This window comes from Lysinibacillus sp. NPDC096418 (genome assembly GCF_044762775.1).
GTDB lineage: Bacteria > Bacillota > Bacilli > Bacillales_A > Planococcaceae > Lysinibacillus.
In genome coordinates, this window is record NZ_JBIWEY010000022.1 from 58,608 (window position 1) to 78,364 (window position 19,757).

General features: G+C 35.2%; 17 protein-coding genes and 1 pseudogene. 6 read left to right on the top strand and 12 right to left on the bottom strand.

Features of this window, described 5'->3' with window-relative positions; all coding sequences use genetic code 11:
* Positions 1-184 precede the first annotated feature (184 nt).
* A complete protein-coding gene (locus tag ACIQZG_RS15820; protein WP_402756447.1) occupies positions 185-1,210 on the top strand; it encodes an S-layer homology domain-containing protein in 1,026 nt (341 codons plus the stop codon).
* A gap of 125 nt (positions 1,211-1,335) precedes the next feature.
* On the opposite strand, the gene ACIQZG_RS15825 is transcribed toward ACIQZG_RS15820, so the two are convergent.
* The 3 genes from ACIQZG_RS15825 to ACIQZG_RS15835 all read right to left on the bottom strand — a co-directional run bounded on the left by ACIQZG_RS15825 (position 1,336) and on the right by ACIQZG_RS15835 (position 4,818).
* On the bottom strand, positions 1,336-2,145 hold the full coding sequence (locus ACIQZG_RS15825; RefSeq protein WP_402756448.1) for a 4-hydroxy-tetrahydrodipicolinate reductase: 810 nt from the start codon (positions 2,143-2,145) through the stop codon (positions 1,336-1,338).
* A gap of 325 nt (positions 2,146-2,470) precedes the next feature.
* Positions 2,471-4,213 (bottom strand): adenine deaminase, encoded by a 1,743-nt coding sequence (gene ade, locus ACIQZG_RS15830; RefSeq protein ID WP_402756449.1) that lies wholly within the window; start codon positions 4,211-4,213, stop codon positions 2,471-2,473.
* A gap of 185 nt (positions 4,214-4,398) precedes the next feature.
* Positions 4,399-4,818, bottom strand: coding sequence for a pyridoxamine 5'-phosphate oxidase family protein (locus ACIQZG_RS15835; RefSeq protein ID WP_402756450.1), 420 nt, complete (start codon positions 4,816-4,818; stop codon positions 4,399-4,401).
* A 155-nt stretch (positions 4,819-4,973) separates the two neighbouring features.
* Here ACIQZG_RS15835 and ACIQZG_RS15840 point away from each other — a divergent pair, with 155 nt between their 5' ends.
* Positions 4,974-5,600, top strand: a complete 627-nt coding sequence (locus ACIQZG_RS15840) for a YczE/YyaS/YitT family protein (protein WP_402756451.1) — start codon at positions 4,974-4,976, stop codon at positions 5,598-5,600.
* Between the two features lie 259 nt (positions 5,601-5,859).
* On the opposite strand, the gene ACIQZG_RS15845 is transcribed toward ACIQZG_RS15840, so the two are convergent.
* On the bottom strand, positions 5,860-6,060 hold the full coding sequence (locus tag ACIQZG_RS15845; protein WP_053583403.1) for a cold-shock protein: 201 nt from the start codon (positions 6,058-6,060) through the stop codon (positions 5,860-5,862).
* A 345-nt stretch (positions 6,061-6,405) separates the two neighbouring features.
* A complete protein-coding gene (locus tag ACIQZG_RS15850) occupies positions 6,406-6,579 on the bottom strand; it encodes a hypothetical protein (protein WP_402756452.1) in 174 nt (57 codons plus the stop codon).
* Between the two features lie 636 nt (positions 6,580-7,215).
* On the opposite strand from ACIQZG_RS15850, the gene ACIQZG_RS15855 reads away from it, so the two are divergent.
* Positions 7,216-7,707 carry a DUF3231 family protein gene (locus tag ACIQZG_RS15855; protein ID WP_402756453.1) on the top strand — a complete coding sequence of 164 codons (492 nt, stop codon included), beginning with the start codon at positions 7,216-7,218 and terminating at the stop codon, positions 7,705-7,707.
* A gap of 95 nt (positions 7,708-7,802) precedes the next feature.
* On the opposite strand, the gene ACIQZG_RS15860 is transcribed toward ACIQZG_RS15855, so the two are convergent.
* Positions 7,803-8,399, bottom strand: a complete 597-nt coding sequence (locus tag ACIQZG_RS15860; protein ID WP_402756454.1) for a class I SAM-dependent methyltransferase — start codon at positions 8,397-8,399, stop codon at positions 7,803-7,805.
* A gap of 249 nt (positions 8,400-8,648) precedes the next feature.
* Positions 8,649-9,026, bottom strand: coding sequence for a GNAT family N-acetyltransferase (locus ACIQZG_RS15865; protein WP_402756455.1), 378 nt, complete (start codon positions 9,024-9,026; stop codon positions 8,649-8,651).
* 231 nt (positions 9,027-9,257) lie between these two features.
* Between ACIQZG_RS15865 and aac(6') the strand changes: the two genes are divergently transcribed.
* Positions 9,258-9,692 carry an aminoglycoside 6'-N-acetyltransferase gene (gene aac(6'), locus ACIQZG_RS15870; RefSeq protein WP_402756456.1) on the top strand — a complete coding sequence of 145 codons (435 nt, stop codon included), beginning with the start codon at positions 9,258-9,260 and terminating at the stop codon, positions 9,690-9,692.
* A 51-nt stretch (positions 9,693-9,743) separates the two neighbouring features.
* Here the strand turns inward: aac(6') and ACIQZG_RS15875 are convergent, their stop codons facing one another.
* The 4 genes from ACIQZG_RS15875 to ACIQZG_RS15890 form a co-directional block, all read right to left on the bottom strand.
* A complete protein-coding gene (locus ACIQZG_RS15875; RefSeq protein ID WP_402756457.1) occupies positions 9,744-10,736 on the bottom strand; it encodes an anti sigma factor C-terminal domain-containing protein in 993 nt (330 codons plus the stop codon).
* Positions 10,720-11,229: an RNA polymerase sigma factor gene (locus tag ACIQZG_RS15880; RefSeq protein WP_402756458.1), complete on the bottom strand. Its 510-nt coding sequence runs from the start codon at positions 11,227-11,229 to the stop codon at positions 10,720-10,722. The genes ACIQZG_RS15875 and ACIQZG_RS15880 overlap by 17 nt, the downstream gene beginning before the upstream one ends.
* A gap of 204 nt (positions 11,230-11,433) precedes the next feature.
* Positions 11,434-11,622, bottom strand: a complete 189-nt coding sequence (locus ACIQZG_RS15885; RefSeq protein WP_402756459.1) for a hypothetical protein — start codon at positions 11,620-11,622, stop codon at positions 11,434-11,436.
* Positions 11,623-12,806: 1,184 nt separating this feature from the next.
* Positions 12,807-14,468 (bottom strand): right-handed parallel beta-helix repeat-containing protein, encoded by a 1,662-nt coding sequence (locus ACIQZG_RS15890; RefSeq protein ID WP_402756460.1) that lies wholly within the window; start codon positions 14,466-14,468, stop codon positions 12,807-12,809.
* 497 nt (positions 14,469-14,965) lie between these two features.
* Here ACIQZG_RS15890 and ACIQZG_RS15895 point away from each other — a divergent pair, with 497 nt between their 5' ends.
* On the top strand, positions 14,966-15,757 hold the full coding sequence (locus ACIQZG_RS15895) for a metallophosphoesterase (protein ID WP_402756461.1): 792 nt from the start codon (positions 14,966-14,968) through the stop codon (positions 15,755-15,757).
* Positions 15,758-16,347: 590 nt separating this feature from the next.
* A pseudogene (locus tag ACIQZG_RS15900) lies at positions 16,348-17,289 on the top strand (beta-propeller fold lactonase family protein); the annotation flags it as partial.
* Between the two features lie 974 nt (positions 17,290-18,263).
* On the opposite strand, the gene ACIQZG_RS15905 reads toward ACIQZG_RS15900, so the two are convergent.
* Positions 18,264-18,920 carry a DUF2306 domain-containing protein gene (locus ACIQZG_RS15905; protein ID WP_402756462.1) on the bottom strand — a complete coding sequence of 219 codons (657 nt, stop codon included), beginning with the start codon at positions 18,918-18,920 and terminating at the stop codon, positions 18,264-18,266.
* Between the last annotated feature and the right edge of the window lie 837 nt (positions 18,921-19,757).

Genomic DNA, 19,757 nt, shown 5'->3' on the forward strand with positions numbered 1-19,757 from the left:
GTGTCTTTCTTAATAAATTTCATTAATTAATAGAAAATACAAAAATATTTCAATAGTAGAACAAATCAATTCTACCTTTAGTTCGAAAACCATATAATATCCAAGCTATACCCTATTATAATTTGAAATTCTTAACAATATCTGACAAACTAAAAATAGTAAGAACTAGAAAGGAAGAATGTTAATGAAAAAAATAGTGAGCATTTTCCTGCTTACAGTATTCGTAGTGATTGGTAGCTACAATGTAGAGGCTGCAGGTTTTAAAGACGTGACAAAGGAACACTTTGCATATGATGCTGTAATGTGGGCGGCAGAATATGATATCATTGACGGCTATGCAGATGGCTCATTTAAGCCAAATGCAACGATAACTGAACAGCAATTTGCAAAGTTGCTTAGTAATTATTATGAACTAGAGGAAAGCTACGATGAACTAAAAAAACTAACATCTACTGCCAATTGGTCAGATGATTTTTACAACCGTCTCGCTAGCTATGGCGTACCACTTAACGGCTATTTTGATAACAACATTCGCGCAACTGCTGTCAAGCGAGGAGTAATGGCTCAAGCAATCACACATCTAGCAGAGGGTAAACGAGGATTAAATGATTCGATTCAGTTTTTACTAGACTATTACATCTCAACAGGGCAAAATTTCAAATACGAAAATCGTGACTTACAAAAGTTTTTCGGTATTTCGAACAATATGACACGTGCGCAAGTTGTGACAATACTACACCGTATGGATTCAAGCAATTTCTATGATATTGCTGAGGATGCCGAAGAAATCTTTCAAAATGCAAGCAATACTACTTTAAATACACGTGCGATTAATGCACAAAACCAGTTAGATAAACAATTGCAACTAACGACGGTTGGCAAAAGTCCATGGGCAGGTACGTATAGCTTCTATTATAAATGGGGCAAAGGTTCAACTGATTATAATCGCCGTGATGCCATTATTTCAAATGCATCAAGCAAAAGTTTCGACATTTCTATTACCACAAATGATGGCCTTGAGGTTGGCAGTGTGGAAGGTACCGCTACGATTACATCTAGCAAAAAAGCGGTTATGAACAAGTCATCCAACGGTAATCGTTGTGTAATGGAATTCGACCTTTTAAATAACGCCCTTAAAGTTACGGAAGTAGATTGTAGTGCAGAACGTAGTGAGGGCACGAATTTCTCCGGGACATTGAAGAAGCAATAAGTTGATGTAGTCGCTATTTCAAAATAACGCCACTATGTAAATAATCTGCAATACGAGTGAAATTCTATCTCCTTCTAAAATAGTGTGAAAAATAGTATGTTCAACTATTTTTCACACTTTTTTGATTAAGCCAAAGTTGTTAGTTCGCGTTGCAGTTCATCAGTTTTTTGCTCATCTTTCGAATGACTGTCCATAATTAACGACAGGGCTTGTTCCATACTATATCTACCAACATCTTGCCCCATAATCCATTTAGCCGCATATATAGCACCTTGCCCAAAAGCAGCCCGATTATGTGATTCGTGAATGATACGGATTGTCTGATTTGGAAGTCCAAACACTACTTCATGTTTACCAACAATACCCCCAACACGGATTGAATTAATGTGTTGTTCTTTATCTAATCCTAATGCTTCCGCAATTCTAATTGCCGTCCCCGAAACGTCTTTTTTATCCCTAAAATGTTCCTCAATAATTTCGGTATCTGCATTAGGCACGATCTTTTGAAGTAACTTCGAGGCCTCCATCAAAAAATTAATACCTAATGTAATATTTGGTGAATATAAAATGGCTGTTTGCTTACTTAATTCCTTTAACTTTTCCACATCTTTTGCGTCATAATTGGAAATTGCTGAAACTATTCGACTTCCATATTTCACTGCATGTTGATATTCATTAACAGCACATGAATTTGAAAAATCAATGATTACATCGACTTTATGTTCCTCATAAAAGCGGTTGAAATCTACATGTTGCATTGAAAATATTCGACCTTCATTATGTAGATGGCCGAGTAAGTGGCTTCCATATTCCCCTTCATTTTTAGTAGATTCCCTGATTATCCATTTTAATTCACAATCCACATCATTGATGATTTCATTCGCTACTACTGAACCAGTTCTTCCAAATCCAAATAATCCAACAGAAATTTTCAAGTCTACATAACCCCTTTATATAGTTTTCCATTAATAAATTACTAGATCCAATTACCTGGAATGACAGCGCTGAAGTCCTCGCCAAAACAAGTCAGCTATGTTAGATAAGTCATCCTTTACGTTCAATTAAGTAATTTATGATCGCTGACATTCCATTTAATTGAAAACAAAAGTAACAACTCGATTTTATCAACAAGTTGTTTCTTTAGTCAAATAATAACATACAAAATAATCCAGATACTTTTTAAACTCTATTAATTCATCGCTTAATAACACTTAATAAAAAACAACCTGAGCGCTTTTTGCTTTCAGGTTGTTTTCACTATTACACTTCCACTGAAATATGTTGGAATGTAGTTACATCAAATAATCCTGTATCGGTTAGCTTTAAAGCTGGAATCACTGGTAACGCAACAAACGAAAATGTCAATAAGAAATGGAAATCTAAGTTTGGATTTAGCGTATGTAATGCCTGATGTAAATCTGCTAATTGCTGTTTTGCTATATCTGCTGTCACATCAGTCATCAATCCACCTATTGTCAACGGCATCTCCGCTAAAACTTCACCAGCTGCAACGATAACAAAGCCGCCTTGTATTTCTTGCATACGCTCAAGTGCGAGTACCATATCCTCATCATTTGTACCAACTACCAGTGCATTATGAGAGTCATGTGCAACAGTCGTCGCAACGGCACCTTTTTGTAAGCCAAAACCTTTAACGATGCCAAGACCTGTTGTGTGAAGTCCATGGTGGCGCTCAATAACAGCTAGCTTCAGTAAATCCTGCTCCACAGAAGGCACAAACATCTTATTTTTCACTGGTACATCTATAACTAAATGATTTGTAATAAGCTGATTTGGCACTATTTCCATCACATTTGCTCTTGTACCTTTTATAAAAGGCATCGCAAACATTTCCTTAGTGATAGATGGCAAATGCACCGATTGCTGAATGTGATCAGGCACCTTGGTTGCCAAGCGATTTGTTAACATTTCGCCGTTTTCAGCAACCTTCACGCCATTTTTCCAAACCGCCTTCGCACGCATTTCTTTTAAATCTTCAACTAATACAAAATCCGCCTTATAACCCGGTGCTAGGACACCTCGGTCATGTAAGCGATAGCACTCTGCAACGTTAATCGTCGCTATTTGTATAGCCTGAAGTGGCTCCATTCCTTCTTCAATCGCCATTGCAATATCAAAGTTAATGCTACCTTCATCCATAAGCTCATCCACGTATTTATCATCTGTACAAAAGCCAAAACGACGTGCATTCGCAGAGCTGACAGCTGGCAATAAATCACGTAAATTTTTCGCAGCTGAACCTTCTCGAATCAAAACATACATACCTTGTGCGACACGATCCAAAGCTTCTGCTGCAGACACGCACTCATGATCAGTTTGAATACCAGCAGCACGGTAGCCAGTTATTTGCTCACTCGATAATCCTGCACAATGTCCATCTACCACTAAGTTAGCTTGTTGTGCCATTAGTATTTTATCTAGCATACCTGCTTCACCGTTTAACACCGCAGGAAAATCCATGACCTCAGCTAATCCACGGACATCTTCATGTGCAAAAAAAGATGCTAAATCTTGTGCCGCTAACGTTGCCCCTGCATTTTCAAAACTTGTGCCTGGCACACTTGAAGGTAGCATCACAAAAATATCCATATCGGCTTTTTTTGCATCATCAAGCATAAACTGAATGCCCTCTGCCCCTGCGACATTGGCAATCTCATGTGGATCTGTTATCACTGTCGTTATGCCATGTGGCACCAGCACACGACTAAATTCAGCTGGGGTTAACATCGACGATTCAATATGTATATGCCCGTCAATAAGCCCTGGTACAACATAACTTCCATTCGCATCTTCTTCATGAGATGATTGGAAACGTTGTTCTGTATCTAGTGCCACAATTTGTCCATTTTTCACAACAATATCTGCCTGTTTCCATGTTAATGTGAAAACATCTGCAACCTGTGCATTACGTAAAATAAAGTCTGCCTTTACTTTTCCTTGAGACGCTAGTATATTTTGTGCAAGCTGTTGTCGTACTATCATTCTACACACTCCCCTTTTTCCTTTTAATTATCATGCAGGAATAATGACTATGATTCAACCTATATTTAAATGGTTATAAGATCGGTTTTGCATTTTATAGGTCAACTTCTCAGATTTATTGGACTTGATTACTCTTTATCAATCTTTATAAAAAACGACCATTAATGTGGTCGTTTCCTCACGAGCTATTCTGTTGTAAATTCTAATTCTTTTGGTGGCTCACCTTTTTTGTTCATCAGTCGCATACGAATCGGTTCAATTTTTAACGTCAACATTTCATCTGTATTTCCAATGAAAATACTTGTAAAAAATTCAGTTAATTTGTTTTTTATACCTTCATCCTCGAATGCAGTTACTTTACCCTCAATCTCGACATATGCATCCCCAAATCCTTTATTTTCGTAACCATATAATATATGTGTATACGGGTTTTTCTTTAGTTCTTCTACTTTTTCTGAGTGTTTATTTGTGACTGTGTATAACACAAAGTCTTCATGTTGAAATGTCATATAGCGGGAGTATGGCTTTCCATTCTCTACAGTAGCCATCGTTCCGACTTTTTCACGATTTAATACTTCTAGAATCTCATCTCGTACAGACGTCATTATATCCCATCCTCTCTCGTATATTTTGCCCTTCTCCCACTATATTAAACAGTTTTTTCAGAAAAATACGAAATAATAATCTTCCCTATTCTTTACAATATGTTGCTATAATAATTTGTTGGACAACATGAATATGCAGAATGAAGGGATTTACTATGAAGCAAGCATTTTTGATGAGATGCCTCTTTTTCTTTAGCGGCATCATTATTTTATCCTTTGGGGTTACATTAACAATTAAAGGGCAAATGTTCGGCGTTGGCTCTTGGGATGTATTACATATCGGACTTGCCAAATCAATAGGCTTAACAATTGGTACTTGGTCAATCATTATTGGCTTAGCGATTTTAGCATTTGATATGATTTTCACAAAGAAACTGCCGCTTCCTGGAACATTTATAGATATGTTTTTAACAGGGATTTTCATCGATATTTTCAACTACCTACTTCCAGACATTAATGGTTTCTGGACGCAGCTAATTATTTTTATTATTGGACTAATCTTACTTGGCTGGGGTTGTGGTATGTATATGGTCGCCAATTTAGGCATTGGGCCACGCGATACTTTAATGTTATTTTTTGTCCATAGACTTGGTTGGAGTGTTACTCGCTCCCGTACAACAATAGAAGTAACTGTCGCTGTCCTTGGATTTCTCCTCGGTGGACCAGTCGGACTGGGAACAGTACTGATGGCATTTGGACTTGGACCAATCGTTCAATATGCTCTAACGGTCAATGAGCGCTTATTTACAAAATGGACTGGCGTGAAAAGCGCAATAATATAAGAAAAAGACAATGCACATGCTTGCATTGTCTTTTTCATTCCCAATTATTACTATACAGTTGAACTGAATAAAAGGATTCAGGACATGGAAAAGCATAAAGGAGGCACTTCGCTGTTGAAATGGCTCCTTTAAAACTACCTAACACTTGTGCCGATTTGATTGACTATACATTCTCGCTTAATATACAAAGTATGAAAAAAGAGACACTCGTGATGAGTGCTTCTTTTCATAACTTGACATGCTAGTCCATTAGAAACGATTAAAGTTTGATAATGTTTTTAGCTTGTGGTCCGCGATTACCATCTTCAACTTCAAATTCAACTTTTTGACCTTCGTCAAGTGATTTGAAACCTTCGCTTTGGATCGCTGAGAAGTGAGCGAATACGTCTGCTTCACCTTCTACTTCGATAAAACCAAAACCTTTTTCTGCGTTAAACCATTTTACTGTACCTTGTTTCATTTAAGAAAACCTCCAAAAAATTCATTTTAATATATAATTTCTTCATAAAAAAAATTCACATATTACAAAAAGTACCGAATGAACACGATTACTCTTTGTAATAGGTGAATTCAATATTTCCAATGAAGGAACTAACTTATTAACCTTAGTATAAACCTAGCAAACCCATTTGTCCAATAATAATATTCAAACAATTATTTAGTACACCTTTGGTTAAGTTCCCTAATGCCAAAAAATCTCCAAAATAACCGCACAATTATAGGTGGCCATGCTTTTGTAAATAACTAAGATACTCTCTTTCTAAAAACTAATCATTCTCATTTTTCAGTTAATTCTGTCTAGACATTAAAAATCGTCATCAGATCTCTCATTACATGCCTTACCAATTTCTAAAATCATGCCGTCAACTTTTGCCTTTTGAAATTTTTCTATGTACTCTTTTTTTCTGTCGTTAAGTCGAACATATCTCATTTTGAAGCACATTTCATATTGAAATTCATTACAAATATCTTTCACCATCAAATCACTCCATAAATTGTAATCAATTAACACTATTATAAACATGTTTATTAAAATTGACAATTATGTTTTTGCCTCTCAATAATAAATATCTTTCATACTGATACAAAAGAAGTGTATGGATTCGAATTCAATCTTGATTATTTATCACAAACATATACCTTCTCAGACTCTTTTCCTAGTTTACACTTCTAGTAATACGGTGATAATTAAGAATAGTACGATGAGAGGAGTGGCACTAATTAAAGTTTTATTAGTCATTTCAAGCATTGCGATCCCTATAATTATGTTCTATCTACAAAATGAATGGATAAAATCCCGAATGATTTTTAATGTAATCGCGGTTATCTCAACTAGTATCTTTGGCAATATTGCATCTACATCTATCTACCAAATCATAGTCGATGATGCAGTCTTCATGACTACTATTCATGCTATTTTTCTTAATCCTTTCTTCTTAATAACTGGAGCTTATCTTGGGATATATATCATTTACAGACTACTAATACTTACAGTAAATGAGAAAAATCCTGGATAATCAACTTTACTATTTTGGAAAAAAATGAATAAATATAATTTTATTGCACATCCTATTTTCTAACGAAAGAACTACAATTTTAGTTAGGAAGTGCATTTATGGGATTACAAAATGGGTCTTCACAGCATAGTAAAGTTTTCACAATATGGAAGCATCTCGGTTCGAATAATGGATTTATCGTAGCGAACCAAGCATTTTTCAATCAAACAACAGATCGAGAAATGAAAAGAGTAATCGCTGATTTTACACAATGTTTAAAAGAGGAAAATAGATATTTAGAAAAACAATTAATAAAGATAGGAATCAAACCCACCCCTGCGCTAACTGTACATTCAAAGGCGAAAACAAAAGCAATTCAAGTAAGAACGCGTACACGTGATTCGGACATTAGCGCGGCACTTTCAATGAATATCGCTTCTAGCTTAGTTACAACTAGCGCAGCTCTTGGAGAGGAAATTAACGAAGATAACATTAGGAAGTACGCTCATTTCCACATGAAAAAAGCAGTACTTGGGGCTACGTTAATAAAACTAAGTAATAAAAAGAAATGGCTTCCACCTCCTACTACCTACTCTATAAAATCTAGATAAATTATCTTTTAACAGGTATTTTTCAAAAATGATCTGTCTTTTTCTTTCCACCTCTAGAATCATTAAAAGAAAATGAACACATTCGCATTTTTCAACTACCTAATTCCTGTAATATACAGCCATCCTTTTTTCGTATCTTCTAATATTTCCACCGTCTGGAACCCGGTGCTTTCGAATAACTGTCGTATTTCTGTTTTAGTTTTATATGATTTCATATGGTAATTAATTTTGTAGATCTCAGAAATAATCATAAATTGTCCGCCTTTTTTTAATACCCGAAATACTTCTTTTACACCCGTTGCTAGATTTGGCCAAAAGTAATGTGTTTGAAAAGCAGTTATTTTGTCAAACAATTCATCAGGATAAGGAATGCTTGAAACACTCGCTTGCCTTACAATTACTTTGCCACTACTTACATCTTCTTTATTAGCTTTTATGGAATCTTTTACAGCTTGTTCAGAGAAATCTATCCCATAGATTTTACCTTGCTTATTGATTTTTGATAAGGTCTGAATGGTTTTCCCACCCCCACAGCCGATATCTAATACGATATCTCCATTTTGGATAGCTCCGCTTTGAATTACCCATTTTGTCATCCCACTATGTGCCGTATTCATAATGCACAACATAGTAGAACCTACAAAACCTTTTGGATTTTTAGCTTGTTCGATCAAGCTTTGTAATAATGACATTTATACCCTTCCTCCTCGAATATGTTAACTTCTATATCTATTGATTTAATTTAAGACCTAAAGTGGATATATGGTTATTACCCTATTCCAAATCATGCTTGCATATTTTGATTAATTCTAAAGTTATTTATTTTGTGGAAGTAATCCATAGCCACGATTAATTTCATCCCAATTTAATGGTCTTGCCATTCGTTTTTCTATATTTTCTAGAGGTCTAAAGCCAAATTGAGTATATAAAGAATGTGCATCTTATGTCGCTAAGTTAAAGTTAGTTCCCTTTAATTTGGGGTCACTTACAATAATACTCATGAGCCACTTGCTAAGGCCTCTACCTCGATATTCGGGTAACACAAATACATCCGAAAGCCATGCAAAACGCACAAAATCTGAAATTACTCTAGCAAATCCAATTTGAATGTAATAATCGCTATTTATATCTCCTTCATAGATACCATAGCAAACACTAGAATTTTCAACTGCTGCTTCCACCAAGGTATAGTCAATGTCCCTGGCCCAATAGGATTCTTTACTTAAAAAATGATGAATCACATCAATTTGTAATAGCGATTTATCTGTACAAATTGAAAACCCTTCTGTATTAGTTATACATGTTGTTCCTTCTCTCATTCATATTCCCCTTCTCTATTTTAATTCTGTTAATATACTAAAACGCCTTTTTAGTAGTCGAACTTTTTAGAGATTATTATCATAGAACCCCTTGACAATGCTTTTTTAAAAAATAACGCTATAATTGGGATACGTTTCCATGAAGCATTTAGTATTAAATTAAGAAGGAAACAACTGTTTATGCACTCAGTTTTTCCATATCAGAAATAATTTTTGAAAGAGGCGTATTTAATGATTAAACAAGCTATACAAGAAGATGCACAAATATCGGCACAATTAGCACTACTGCTTTGGCCAAATCATACACTTTCGGAATTCACTGAGAATATGGCAGCGTATATTGCATCAGAAAATGCTGTAATTTTCCTTGCTTTTCGGGGTACAGAGGCGGTCGGTTTTGCACAATGTCAACTGCGAACAGATTATGTAGAGGGCACAAATTCAAGCCCAGTCGGTTATTTAGAAGGTCTCTTTGTCAAAGAAGAATTTCGACAACACGGTTTTGCCAAACAACTTGTAACAAGTTGCGAACAATGGGCTAAAACGAATGGCTGCAAGGAGTTTGCTAGTGACTGTGAACTGGACAACACTAAAAGTCTAGCAGTGCATTTAAAATTAGGATTTACTGAAGCTAACCGCATTATTTGCTTTACGAAATCTTTGTAATTATGGATATTGGAAATAGCCTGTTAGCTTGAAATGCTAACAAGCTATCTTTTAATATTTATCCGTAATGGCACCAAGAGATGATGCTTTTATAAAATCTAAATTTTGTAAGCTTGCTAATGTCACCTTATTACCAGTAACCACTGCACCGTAAATGACAATATCATCAGCAGAGAGTTCATCTTCACCACCAATGACTTTTTCTAACCGTTTAAACTCTCCTTGCCAACGTGTTCTGTAATCCTTACCATCTTTAATAGAATCAACAAATTGCTCAGCTGGTTGATCTGCCGGATTGCCATTAAAGGTTAAGAGTGAAAAGCCATACACGGTATGCTCTGAACGCAGGAGATTGATAGTCCCGTCTACTTCCCCTTCGTTACTATAACTCTTTATTGTAAAGTCATCTGTTTCATTAACGTCCTTGACCCAAAGCCACGTTGCTGTCACTTCTTTTGGAATTATAGAAAGCGCCTCATCCACCTTGTAACCTTTATCAAAAGACAGTGCGACCTCCATTATTTTATCGTCCCCAATTTCAGGCAAAAACGCTAAATCATTATGTGTTTCTTTATATTGCAAGAACGGATAGAAAAACAGCATTTCACGTTGCCCAAAATCATTGTAATGCTGATACTCTAAGTCAGTTTCACTATGACTAGCTGTAAAGACTATTGGTGACTCTTGTCCTGTATTTAGTTTCTCATTTCGTAAAAAGCCGTAGCCATAAGCACCTTCGCCTGTAGGCACAACTTTGCCCTCGATATATTTAAATGTTTTATAATGATTTTCACCACCCAAAATGCCTGGGTAATACTTCGTTACCCCTATAAATTCGTTTGCACCTGCGATTTCTTGGAAATGCTCAAAAGATAATCGCACTGGCATTTCCAAGTTACGGCGAACTGAATTATTTATCATCAAGCCACTAATAACAGTGACAACAAGTACTGTAAACGTAATAAGTACTGTTTTCCATGTTCCACACCGCTTCGCCTTCTTTATCGTCTTTTCCATCTTCTCTTTATTAAAAAGATCCTCCATCCCCAAGTGCCTCCCATTCTTTTTTAAATGTTTTCCGAGCTCGCTGTAAGTAGGTTTTTACATGCGACTCACTTACTGATAAAATCGAAGCAATTTCCTTATAGGAAAGATCCATGTCATATTTCAGCAATAATAATTGTTGAAATTTTGGCTGTAGACCCTGCAAAGCTTCCATGACCTTCTTGTTTTGTTCTTTTTGTAAATATTGCTGTTCGACATCATCTAGGGCTGATTTTAAGTTTTCAATTTCTTCTTCCCCTAAAAATGTTGTACGTTTTTGGTTATTGTACATCGTATAATAACGATTAAGTGCAACCTTGAATAACCATGCTCGTATACTTTCTGGTTGGATTGTCGACAGGCATTCAATCGTCTTCATGATAGCTTCTTGCACAACATCTTCTGCATCTTCTTTTGTAGCCCCTATTTTCAGTAAATATTTGAAAATGACTTCTGCATGCGCCAGCAGCAAACGCTCCCATTCTTTTTTCATACTTCACCAACTTTTGGATATCCGTATTATAGTTAACTCACTTATATAACCATTCAGATCCCAAAAAGTATACAATTAGTTGTAAAATTTTCCTTAAAAAGAAAAGAAATCACATTCTTGTGTGAATAAAAACACATAAGGATGCGATTTCTTTTATTGAAACTTAAGGTTATGTAACACAATTTCCTAAATACTAATTTCCATTCAATGGAAACAATTGTTAATTAAATCACGTTCTCTTTCAACCAAAATTTGGTCTATGATAGAAGCTAAATCTTTTTCAATACGCTGATTATTAACATAAATTATATCAGCAATTGCATTTTTTTGACTTTCTCCAATTTTTGTCCTTTCTAGTAATGCCAATATTTCATTTCTTGAAAAGCCCAGCATTTATGTTTCACCTCTCCTCTAAGTATAAACAAACTACAAACCCCTGATAATAGGACTATCAACCAAAAATATAAAATAGTTACATTTATACCCATTATATAATTATTCAGAACTATTTATCAATACATTTACAAGTTCTATTTCCCTACCGATGAATAAGCTCTAGACTAAAATATGTACTTGCTGACAAATCCTACTATTCATAAAAACCAAGTACGGATTACTGAAAGAAGCCCATTAATAGCACTAAACTAAATTACATAATGTAAACTTTGCAATTCATCAAACTATCTTTTTATTACCTCTCCTCGTCAATAACTATTATTATTAAGATCATATACTCGAACCCTCGGTTATCCATAATCTTTATAAAAGTGTAGTTATTTGTGGACCTATGAGAGAAAAGTTATTCATCATTCATGCAGTGCATAATAAAATAGATTTAACAAACTCGTCATTTTTTTTATATGTTCATTTTCTTTCGAGGCAACTAATCTCCTAACATGAAGCATTAATTTTTGTTTAGGAGATTTTTTCACTACTATTCATACATTATCTAAAAGGTGTGAAGCTATGTATTATGGACTTCCCTCTTCTGATGCAAAATAAGTAAGGTATCTTGAAAGATATGGTGAATATCATTTTATTTTCAATTGCGAACAGTTAACAAAACATGCTCTAAACCAAAGTATTCAAGATAAATTCTTGCGATTCGCCAATTTGAAATACGTCACTTTCATGGATTTTCTTACAGCCTACAGATCATTTACCAAAATGGATTATTACAGCATCCAAAGATGAATTAGTAACTGTTTACTTTTATCAAACTGTTGCTAGAAATGTACTAGGCCCTTTTATAAAATTTTTTTTGAGTTAGTCGCTGCAGATAAGCAAAATCACGTAGTTTAGTTTTTGTATTTCATGAATGACTCTTAGTTAATCTCTCTATTATTCATAACGAATTTTTACTAAAATCCTTTGGTGTTCGACTTTAAAATCATAGGTCTCTTTTTTGTATTACCCATTTTATTAGAGGTTTAAACCAACTATTACTAGTAGTATTAACCGTTTTAGTGCAGATCAAGATCGTATATCAGCCAAATATCCTTTTTAAGGAACAAAAAACGAGTCGTCTCCAACTATTTGTTGAAACAACTCGACCTTTCCTAATTTTTATCGATACTCTAAATGGATTTCTTTATATTATCATTACGAATCATGGTCTGAACTTCCGTCACTAAAACATCTGGAATACGAAAATGTTTTGCTAACTCCTCTAGATCAGTGACTTCCGGTCCACTAATAATATTCACGATTCGCTCAACTTTTTCCTTTGATACTGGTGGCATCGATGCGGTATTAACGATTCTTGATGAGGCATCTCGTTGCCATTTCGCATCATTATGATGTCCTCTAACGTATACATTACTATTTTCATGCACGACTGCACCTAACTTAACATTCGCTAAATTTGTATTGATAATCTCAATCAGCGAACCATTCGTAACCGCAAAAAACGTACGCTCTGTTTCATCGACTACACTATTTTCTACACGACCAATCGATTTATCCGACCACAGAATAGAATACGGTCCATGAAGACAATCATTAAATCGACTGTTCGCAATTTCAAAAATAGAATCAATGCAAGAAATCCCGTTGCCTTGCATATGTGAAAACGTACAATCATCCGTAAATAATCTGCAATTATTCAAGTACACCAAATGATTATTAAGTTCACGAATAGTCGTTTCCTTAAGCGTTATTTTCGCATGTTCATTACCAAAAATACCACCCGACTGACCATGATGAATCACTGTGTTTTCCATTTGTAACCCGCTCGAATCGACTATTACATGAAACAGATTATGATGTTCAACTTCACTATCCGCTACAACGACATCCGCTTCATTGACGATATGAATACCTGTTGCATTTCCATTCTTCACATTGCACTTACGTATTTCCGCTCTACTATTTTCGATAAATATCTGTGGCTTCACATGACCAATAATTTTACAGTCATAAATAATAGCCTTCGACAGTTCCCCTACATAAATCCCCTTACCAGGCCCATCTGCAAAGACGGAATTCACTGCCCTCAGCTCACTTTGGTATACAATGACATCTGCCCCTCTATGCTGTTTGACCTCGCAATTATCCATCACTACCTTTGAACCTTCTAAGGCTTGAATTCCAGTGTCTTGCCCTTGATGAATTTGTGAACCTTTTACCGCCAATGTACTGTTGGCTAGAAGAATTTGTGCCTTGTCATGCCCATGTATCTCACAATCCATTAATTCCATTTGTACATTTTTCAGTGCGAAAATTCCGTTCGCTTTCCCCTCTAACAACTTACTACGTACCATCATAAGTTCACTATTTTGCACAATGATTTGTGCTTTAGAGTGATGTTGAATCGTAGATGTATCCAGCATGACACTGGATCCATTATCTATTTTCAAGCCGTATTGAGTTGACGAGTTACCTAGTATATCTACATTTTTCATCGCCAAGCTACCATAATTAACTGTGACTTGTGCACTCCCTGTTTGTTGTTCCACCACACAATTTTCCAAATGTAAATTCCCTTTAACATACATACCTCGCCCCTGGCTAAAGCGAACATTACATATTTCAGCGTTTACATTGTATCGAATGAATACACTGCCTTTAATCGTGACATCCCCTTTTCCATAAAGCTTAAGGCGTTTCGAAACATCAACGATTTCTTCATAAATACCACCGTGAATTTCAATCTGATCACCGGCTTCCGCATCTAGAATCGCTTGCCCAATGGTCTGATAACGGTACAAAAGACTTTTCTTCACAATAATGGTCTTCATAAACACATCCTTCCTATCTAAAAAGCATTGTATTCCATCCACATTTCACCAATATCCTCCCAAACAGTATATCCCCTACGGACTATATGTTATTCAACGATTGAAGGGCTTATTCTTGGTTTGGGTTAAAGTTGCCTATATAAAAAGAAGAGAGCGCTAAGGCAATTGCTCCTTGTGCTCTCTTAATGGCTATTTAGGGTTTGTTATGCTTTAAATTTCACTAAACTACATTGTCTAATGTGTAAATCCCACTTGTAACTATTTAAGTTAAATGCAAGCTTTTTCAATTGATCTGTAGGGATCGACAGGAAAGCAATCTTTGACTAGGTGCATAACTATGTTCCAATCCACAATCCGCTTTTTCCTTGAATGAAAGAGAACCATCTTTCATGTTTATTGCAAAATAATTTACGCATTCATATATGAGTTTTTTTGATAGAAAAAATATATTATAATTGCTACTGAAAAATCGAATTAAAACAGAGAGGTACGACATAATGGAAAATGTATTTGTAATTGGTGATATTCACGGAAAAATTGAGATGTTCGAAGAATTAATAAAAAAATGGAATCCAGATAATCAACAATTAGTATTACTTGGGGATTTAATTGATAGAGGTGAAGACTCTTATGCTGTTGTTAAATTAGCTCAAGAATTACGGAAAAAATACGGAGCAATTGTGTTGAGTGGCAACCATGAAAAAATGTTCTTAGAGTGGCTTGAACAGCCTGTAGATTCTAGTGAAAAACCTTTAGATTCGGATGAAGTACCTATCAAATTCTATGTTAACCATCATCCACATGGCGGTCAGGATACGTTACGTTCATTCTTTAAAGAGGATGTAGTAAGCAAATATAGACCTCTTGAAATAGCTGAGATGGCACAAAAAAAGTTTAAAGATGAGCTTGCATTTATTCGAAATTTCCCTCTTTATTATGAGTGGCAAGATTACATATTTGTTCATGCGGGAGTTAATTTATCTTTGGCTAATTGGAAGAATACAAACGAATCAGACTTCTATTGGATACGAGGACCCTTTCATAATGCAACAAACGAAACTGGTAAAACAATCGTATTTGGACATACCACTACTGATAAACTGAATAAAGATGGAAGTGATAAGGTATGGATATCCCCTTGTGGTACTAAAATCGGCATTGATGGCGGGGCTGTATTTGGTGGTTCTTTACATGCTTTATCAATTCAAGGTAATCAAGAAACGATCTATTCGGTAAATAATGATTTGTGTGTAGTGGAAAATGTTTTGAATAGAAAAGCATCTGACTAAATAGCTGCAGTTAATTATTGGGGACCATAAAAAAACAAATTAAAATTGATGAGAAATTGTAGAATTAAAATAATTTAATGACGCTTTCATCATGGAAATTGATAATATGATCCGTTTAAAATTTCGGATGAAAGTAATAAATACGGGAAAGTCGCAAACCCTCTCCTACTTTAATGGAAAGGGTTTTTTACTGTAAAAATTATTTTAATAGTTATTAGGTTTTCATACTTTATTCGCGAGAAATTCGATCGAGTCTCGAAAATATCCTCTACACTAAATTTCATTTCTAGTAATAATGTTGCACTTAGTAATCTATATCCAGAGTGTTCATTTAAATGTCATTCTTGTTAAATAAGCCTTCGGTGTATCACCAGCAAACACTATTATATAAACAACCAAACGACATTTTTTAGAAGCATTTGCTTAGGTAAACGTACAAGATAAATAATTCTTTTTACATATAGTATCAATATATGATAGAAAGGGTGTGTCTTGTGAGAAAAGAAAAGAAAAGTATTATAAAATTCAAGTTTAAATCAAATCCAAGTTGTCGCTGTCATTGTTGTGGCTTTTGTTGTAATTGTCGTTGTCCTAAGCCACCATTTATACCTGAACCACCAATTTGCCACTTTCTCGTATATGTTACAGACGCTGGTCAGTTAGCTACTCCTGATAATAGGGTATCAGTAATTGATACAGCGACAAATACTATCGTCGCTACCATTCCAGTAGGATCGGGTCCACTAGAAATAGCGATTACACCAAATGGAGCCTTTGGTTATGTTCCGGCTTTCTTATCGAATAATGTAACGGTTTTTGATACTGCAACAAACACGCCAATCACTACGATTCCTGTGGGCGATGATCCTCTTGGTGTCGCAATTTCACCAAACGGGGCACTTGCTTATGTATCAAATCATGGAGATAGCACTGTATCTGTTATAAGTACAGCAACAAATATGGTAGTCGCTACTATTCCAGTAGGGCTCCAACCTCAAGGAATTGCTTTTACTCCAGATAGTGCATTTGCTTACGTTGCAAACGAAAACTCAAATACAGTATCCGTTATTAATACTACAACAAATGCCGTGGTTGCTACAATCCCAGTAGGAATTCGCCCAAGATCAATTGTTTTCACACCGAGCGGGCAATTTGCTTACGTTACAAATGAAAATAGTAACACTGTATCTGTAATTAATGCAGCAACAAATACGGTAGTCACTACAATTCTTGTAGGAACAGGACCTGTAGGAACAGCAATTACACCTGATGGAACACTTGTTTATATCGTAAATAAAGGCGCTAATACTGTATCCGTCATAAGTACAGCAACAAATACAGTCATCGATACAATCCCTGTAGGATCATCTCCTGACCAAGTAACCATCTTGCCAGATGGGACACTCGCTTATGTCACAAACCAGGCTGATCAAACTGTGTCTGTCATAGATATAGCAACAAATACAGTCATCGATACAATTCCTGGATTTAACGGTCCTACAGGTATCGACACTGGAACAATATGCCAATAAAAGATCAACTTTTTATATAAACGAGTTAATTTCATACTCCAGAGTCCTTTGAACTCTTTGGTTTCAAGCAAAGAATAAACAGAGATCTCCCTATATTCGGTATCATGGTAGCGCCCAAACAACTCAATCCAAAATGGAGTGAATGACTCAAGAATAATGTCAATCAAATAAGTATATTCCATTTAACGGACAGTTCACATAGCATTGAAACGATTTTCAGCACATGAGACATTCAGCCAATCTCCCATTAATTCTCCAAGAAGACGTTAAAAGGCGCGCCACCGTGCCGGAAAGAAAGCGAGATTTCATTTCCATTTCTTATTTAGCATTCTATCTCGTTCATCTCTATTACAACAGACATACACTCTATTGCATTTTAGGCAATCGAAATATGCCTTATGGAGTTTGTCTACGCATTTCACGTACATTTATCTGATAAGTAAAAAACACCTACCGAAGTATGTGTTTCACTATTTAGCAAAATTTAAGACATTAGTTTATTCAACTACGTCAATGACTTGGACAAACATCCTTTCCACATTTCAACCAATTATATAAAATAGCCCTCTTACCACAAATAAGAGGGCTTTATACAATCAAAAATCCATATAAAAGCATGGTTTTAGGGCTAATAAATAAAGGTTGAGGCAAGCGTGTGTACAGGAATGGGTGAGTAAGATTGGGGCTAGTAATCTTCAATCTTTTTATTTGTTCATCCACAGTAAAATAACCAGCCATAATATTCAAGGTTTGTTAATTAAATTAAATTTCACACTCTGTATTTTTGCAGGGTCCTAATACATCTTCTAATTTAATTATTATATAAAGTTTTATCATACGGTATGCCCATAAAACTGTTACATAATAAAGCCATTTCATCCGAATCTTCTACACAACCGTCCTCTACTCACTTACAAAGTATTTTCCAAAAGCCGCTCAGACCCCCAATTAGGTTAAATAAGACATATCCCCCATCAAGAAGTGGTCTTTTGATATTTTAATAAAGTGCCTTTTACTTGACACTTTCGTTGTATAATCAATTCTGCAATGATTAAATTTGGCACCCAACAAAGCCAAGCTATCATAGAGTAACTAAGACTAAAATTTTCAAATCCAAATAGTACAGTGAACAAAACTAGCCAAATTCTTAATGTTACGGCTGCAAAAGTTAAAGAATAATTTCTTATCATCCACTTTTGATGTTCATGTATTTTTTTTTGTTTTATTTTAGCAAGCGCTTGGGCTGCTGTTATCATCCAGAATATAGATAGGAAATCAAAACCCAACTGTGACACCAATCCACCTGTAGCGTAAAATGCTAAGTAAAGCCCTGAAACACCGCCGAATAAAATACCTATCATATAAATTTTCCCAAACAGTCGATGACGATTGATATTTTTTTCTCTAAACTTCGAGAATAATGTAAAGGGACCTATTACTAACGCTATTATACTGAATACAATATGTATATAAAGCATTATGTACCAAAATGAATTCAATGTAGAAATAAACATAAGTTTCAATCTAACAAACCCCGCTTGATGCGCATCCATAATCAAATATTGAACAATGGAGTAACCAGAAATTAAAATAGCTAGCCCACTAAATAAAAGCCACGTTTTTTTATTCATCTTGCCTTCTCCTAAAATTTAGTTTTTACATACAAATATCCCCTTATCTAATACGAATTCTACTCCCTTCTTTTAATTGATTCACTCAATGCAACCTCTTTCCTCTGTACATAATGTAGCACTAAATTTCATTAGAATTTCTCTTTACATGATAAGTGGTAATAAAATGGATATAAGAGGTCTCATATTATAAATAACAGCTAAATTATTTATAATTCTTATTTCGTATAACTATATTCAATAAGGTTATCCGCCTCGAATAATCCATTTAGTTTACGCACACATGTTAATAGAAATGGAACAAGAGTCTGTAGCGGTATTCAGTCGTAGTTTAGTGGAGGCTAGGGCGAATTTTTAACGAATAACCCTTCAAGCCTTGGTATATATAGATTACAGAAAACACATGAAACATATGACAAATGTATTATTATTACGCATAATATAGCATTAAAACCTCTAAATCCTTATCATATCAAGGTTTGTCACTCATCTGCGATATTCTATCGATGCAAGAAAATGCATAGAAAAGCATGGTTTTAGGGCTGATTCAGGGCGAAATTAGGGCTGTTTTAGGGCTAAAAAATACAGGTTGAGGCGAGCGTGTGTACAGGAATGTGTGAGTGGGATTGGGGCTAATTGCTTCAATCTTTTTTTAATGAAGCTGTTTTCAAAAAGATTGTTGCTATTCAACTAACGAAGCAGCATTCCTGTTTGAAGGATGTTCGAGGTCTTGAAAGAAAAGGAGCCCTCTAGTATGATGCATGAGTGTCAACGACCATTGACCCATCATCAAACAAGGAGGACTCCTTTATGCATTCTAAATGGAATAATAAAATT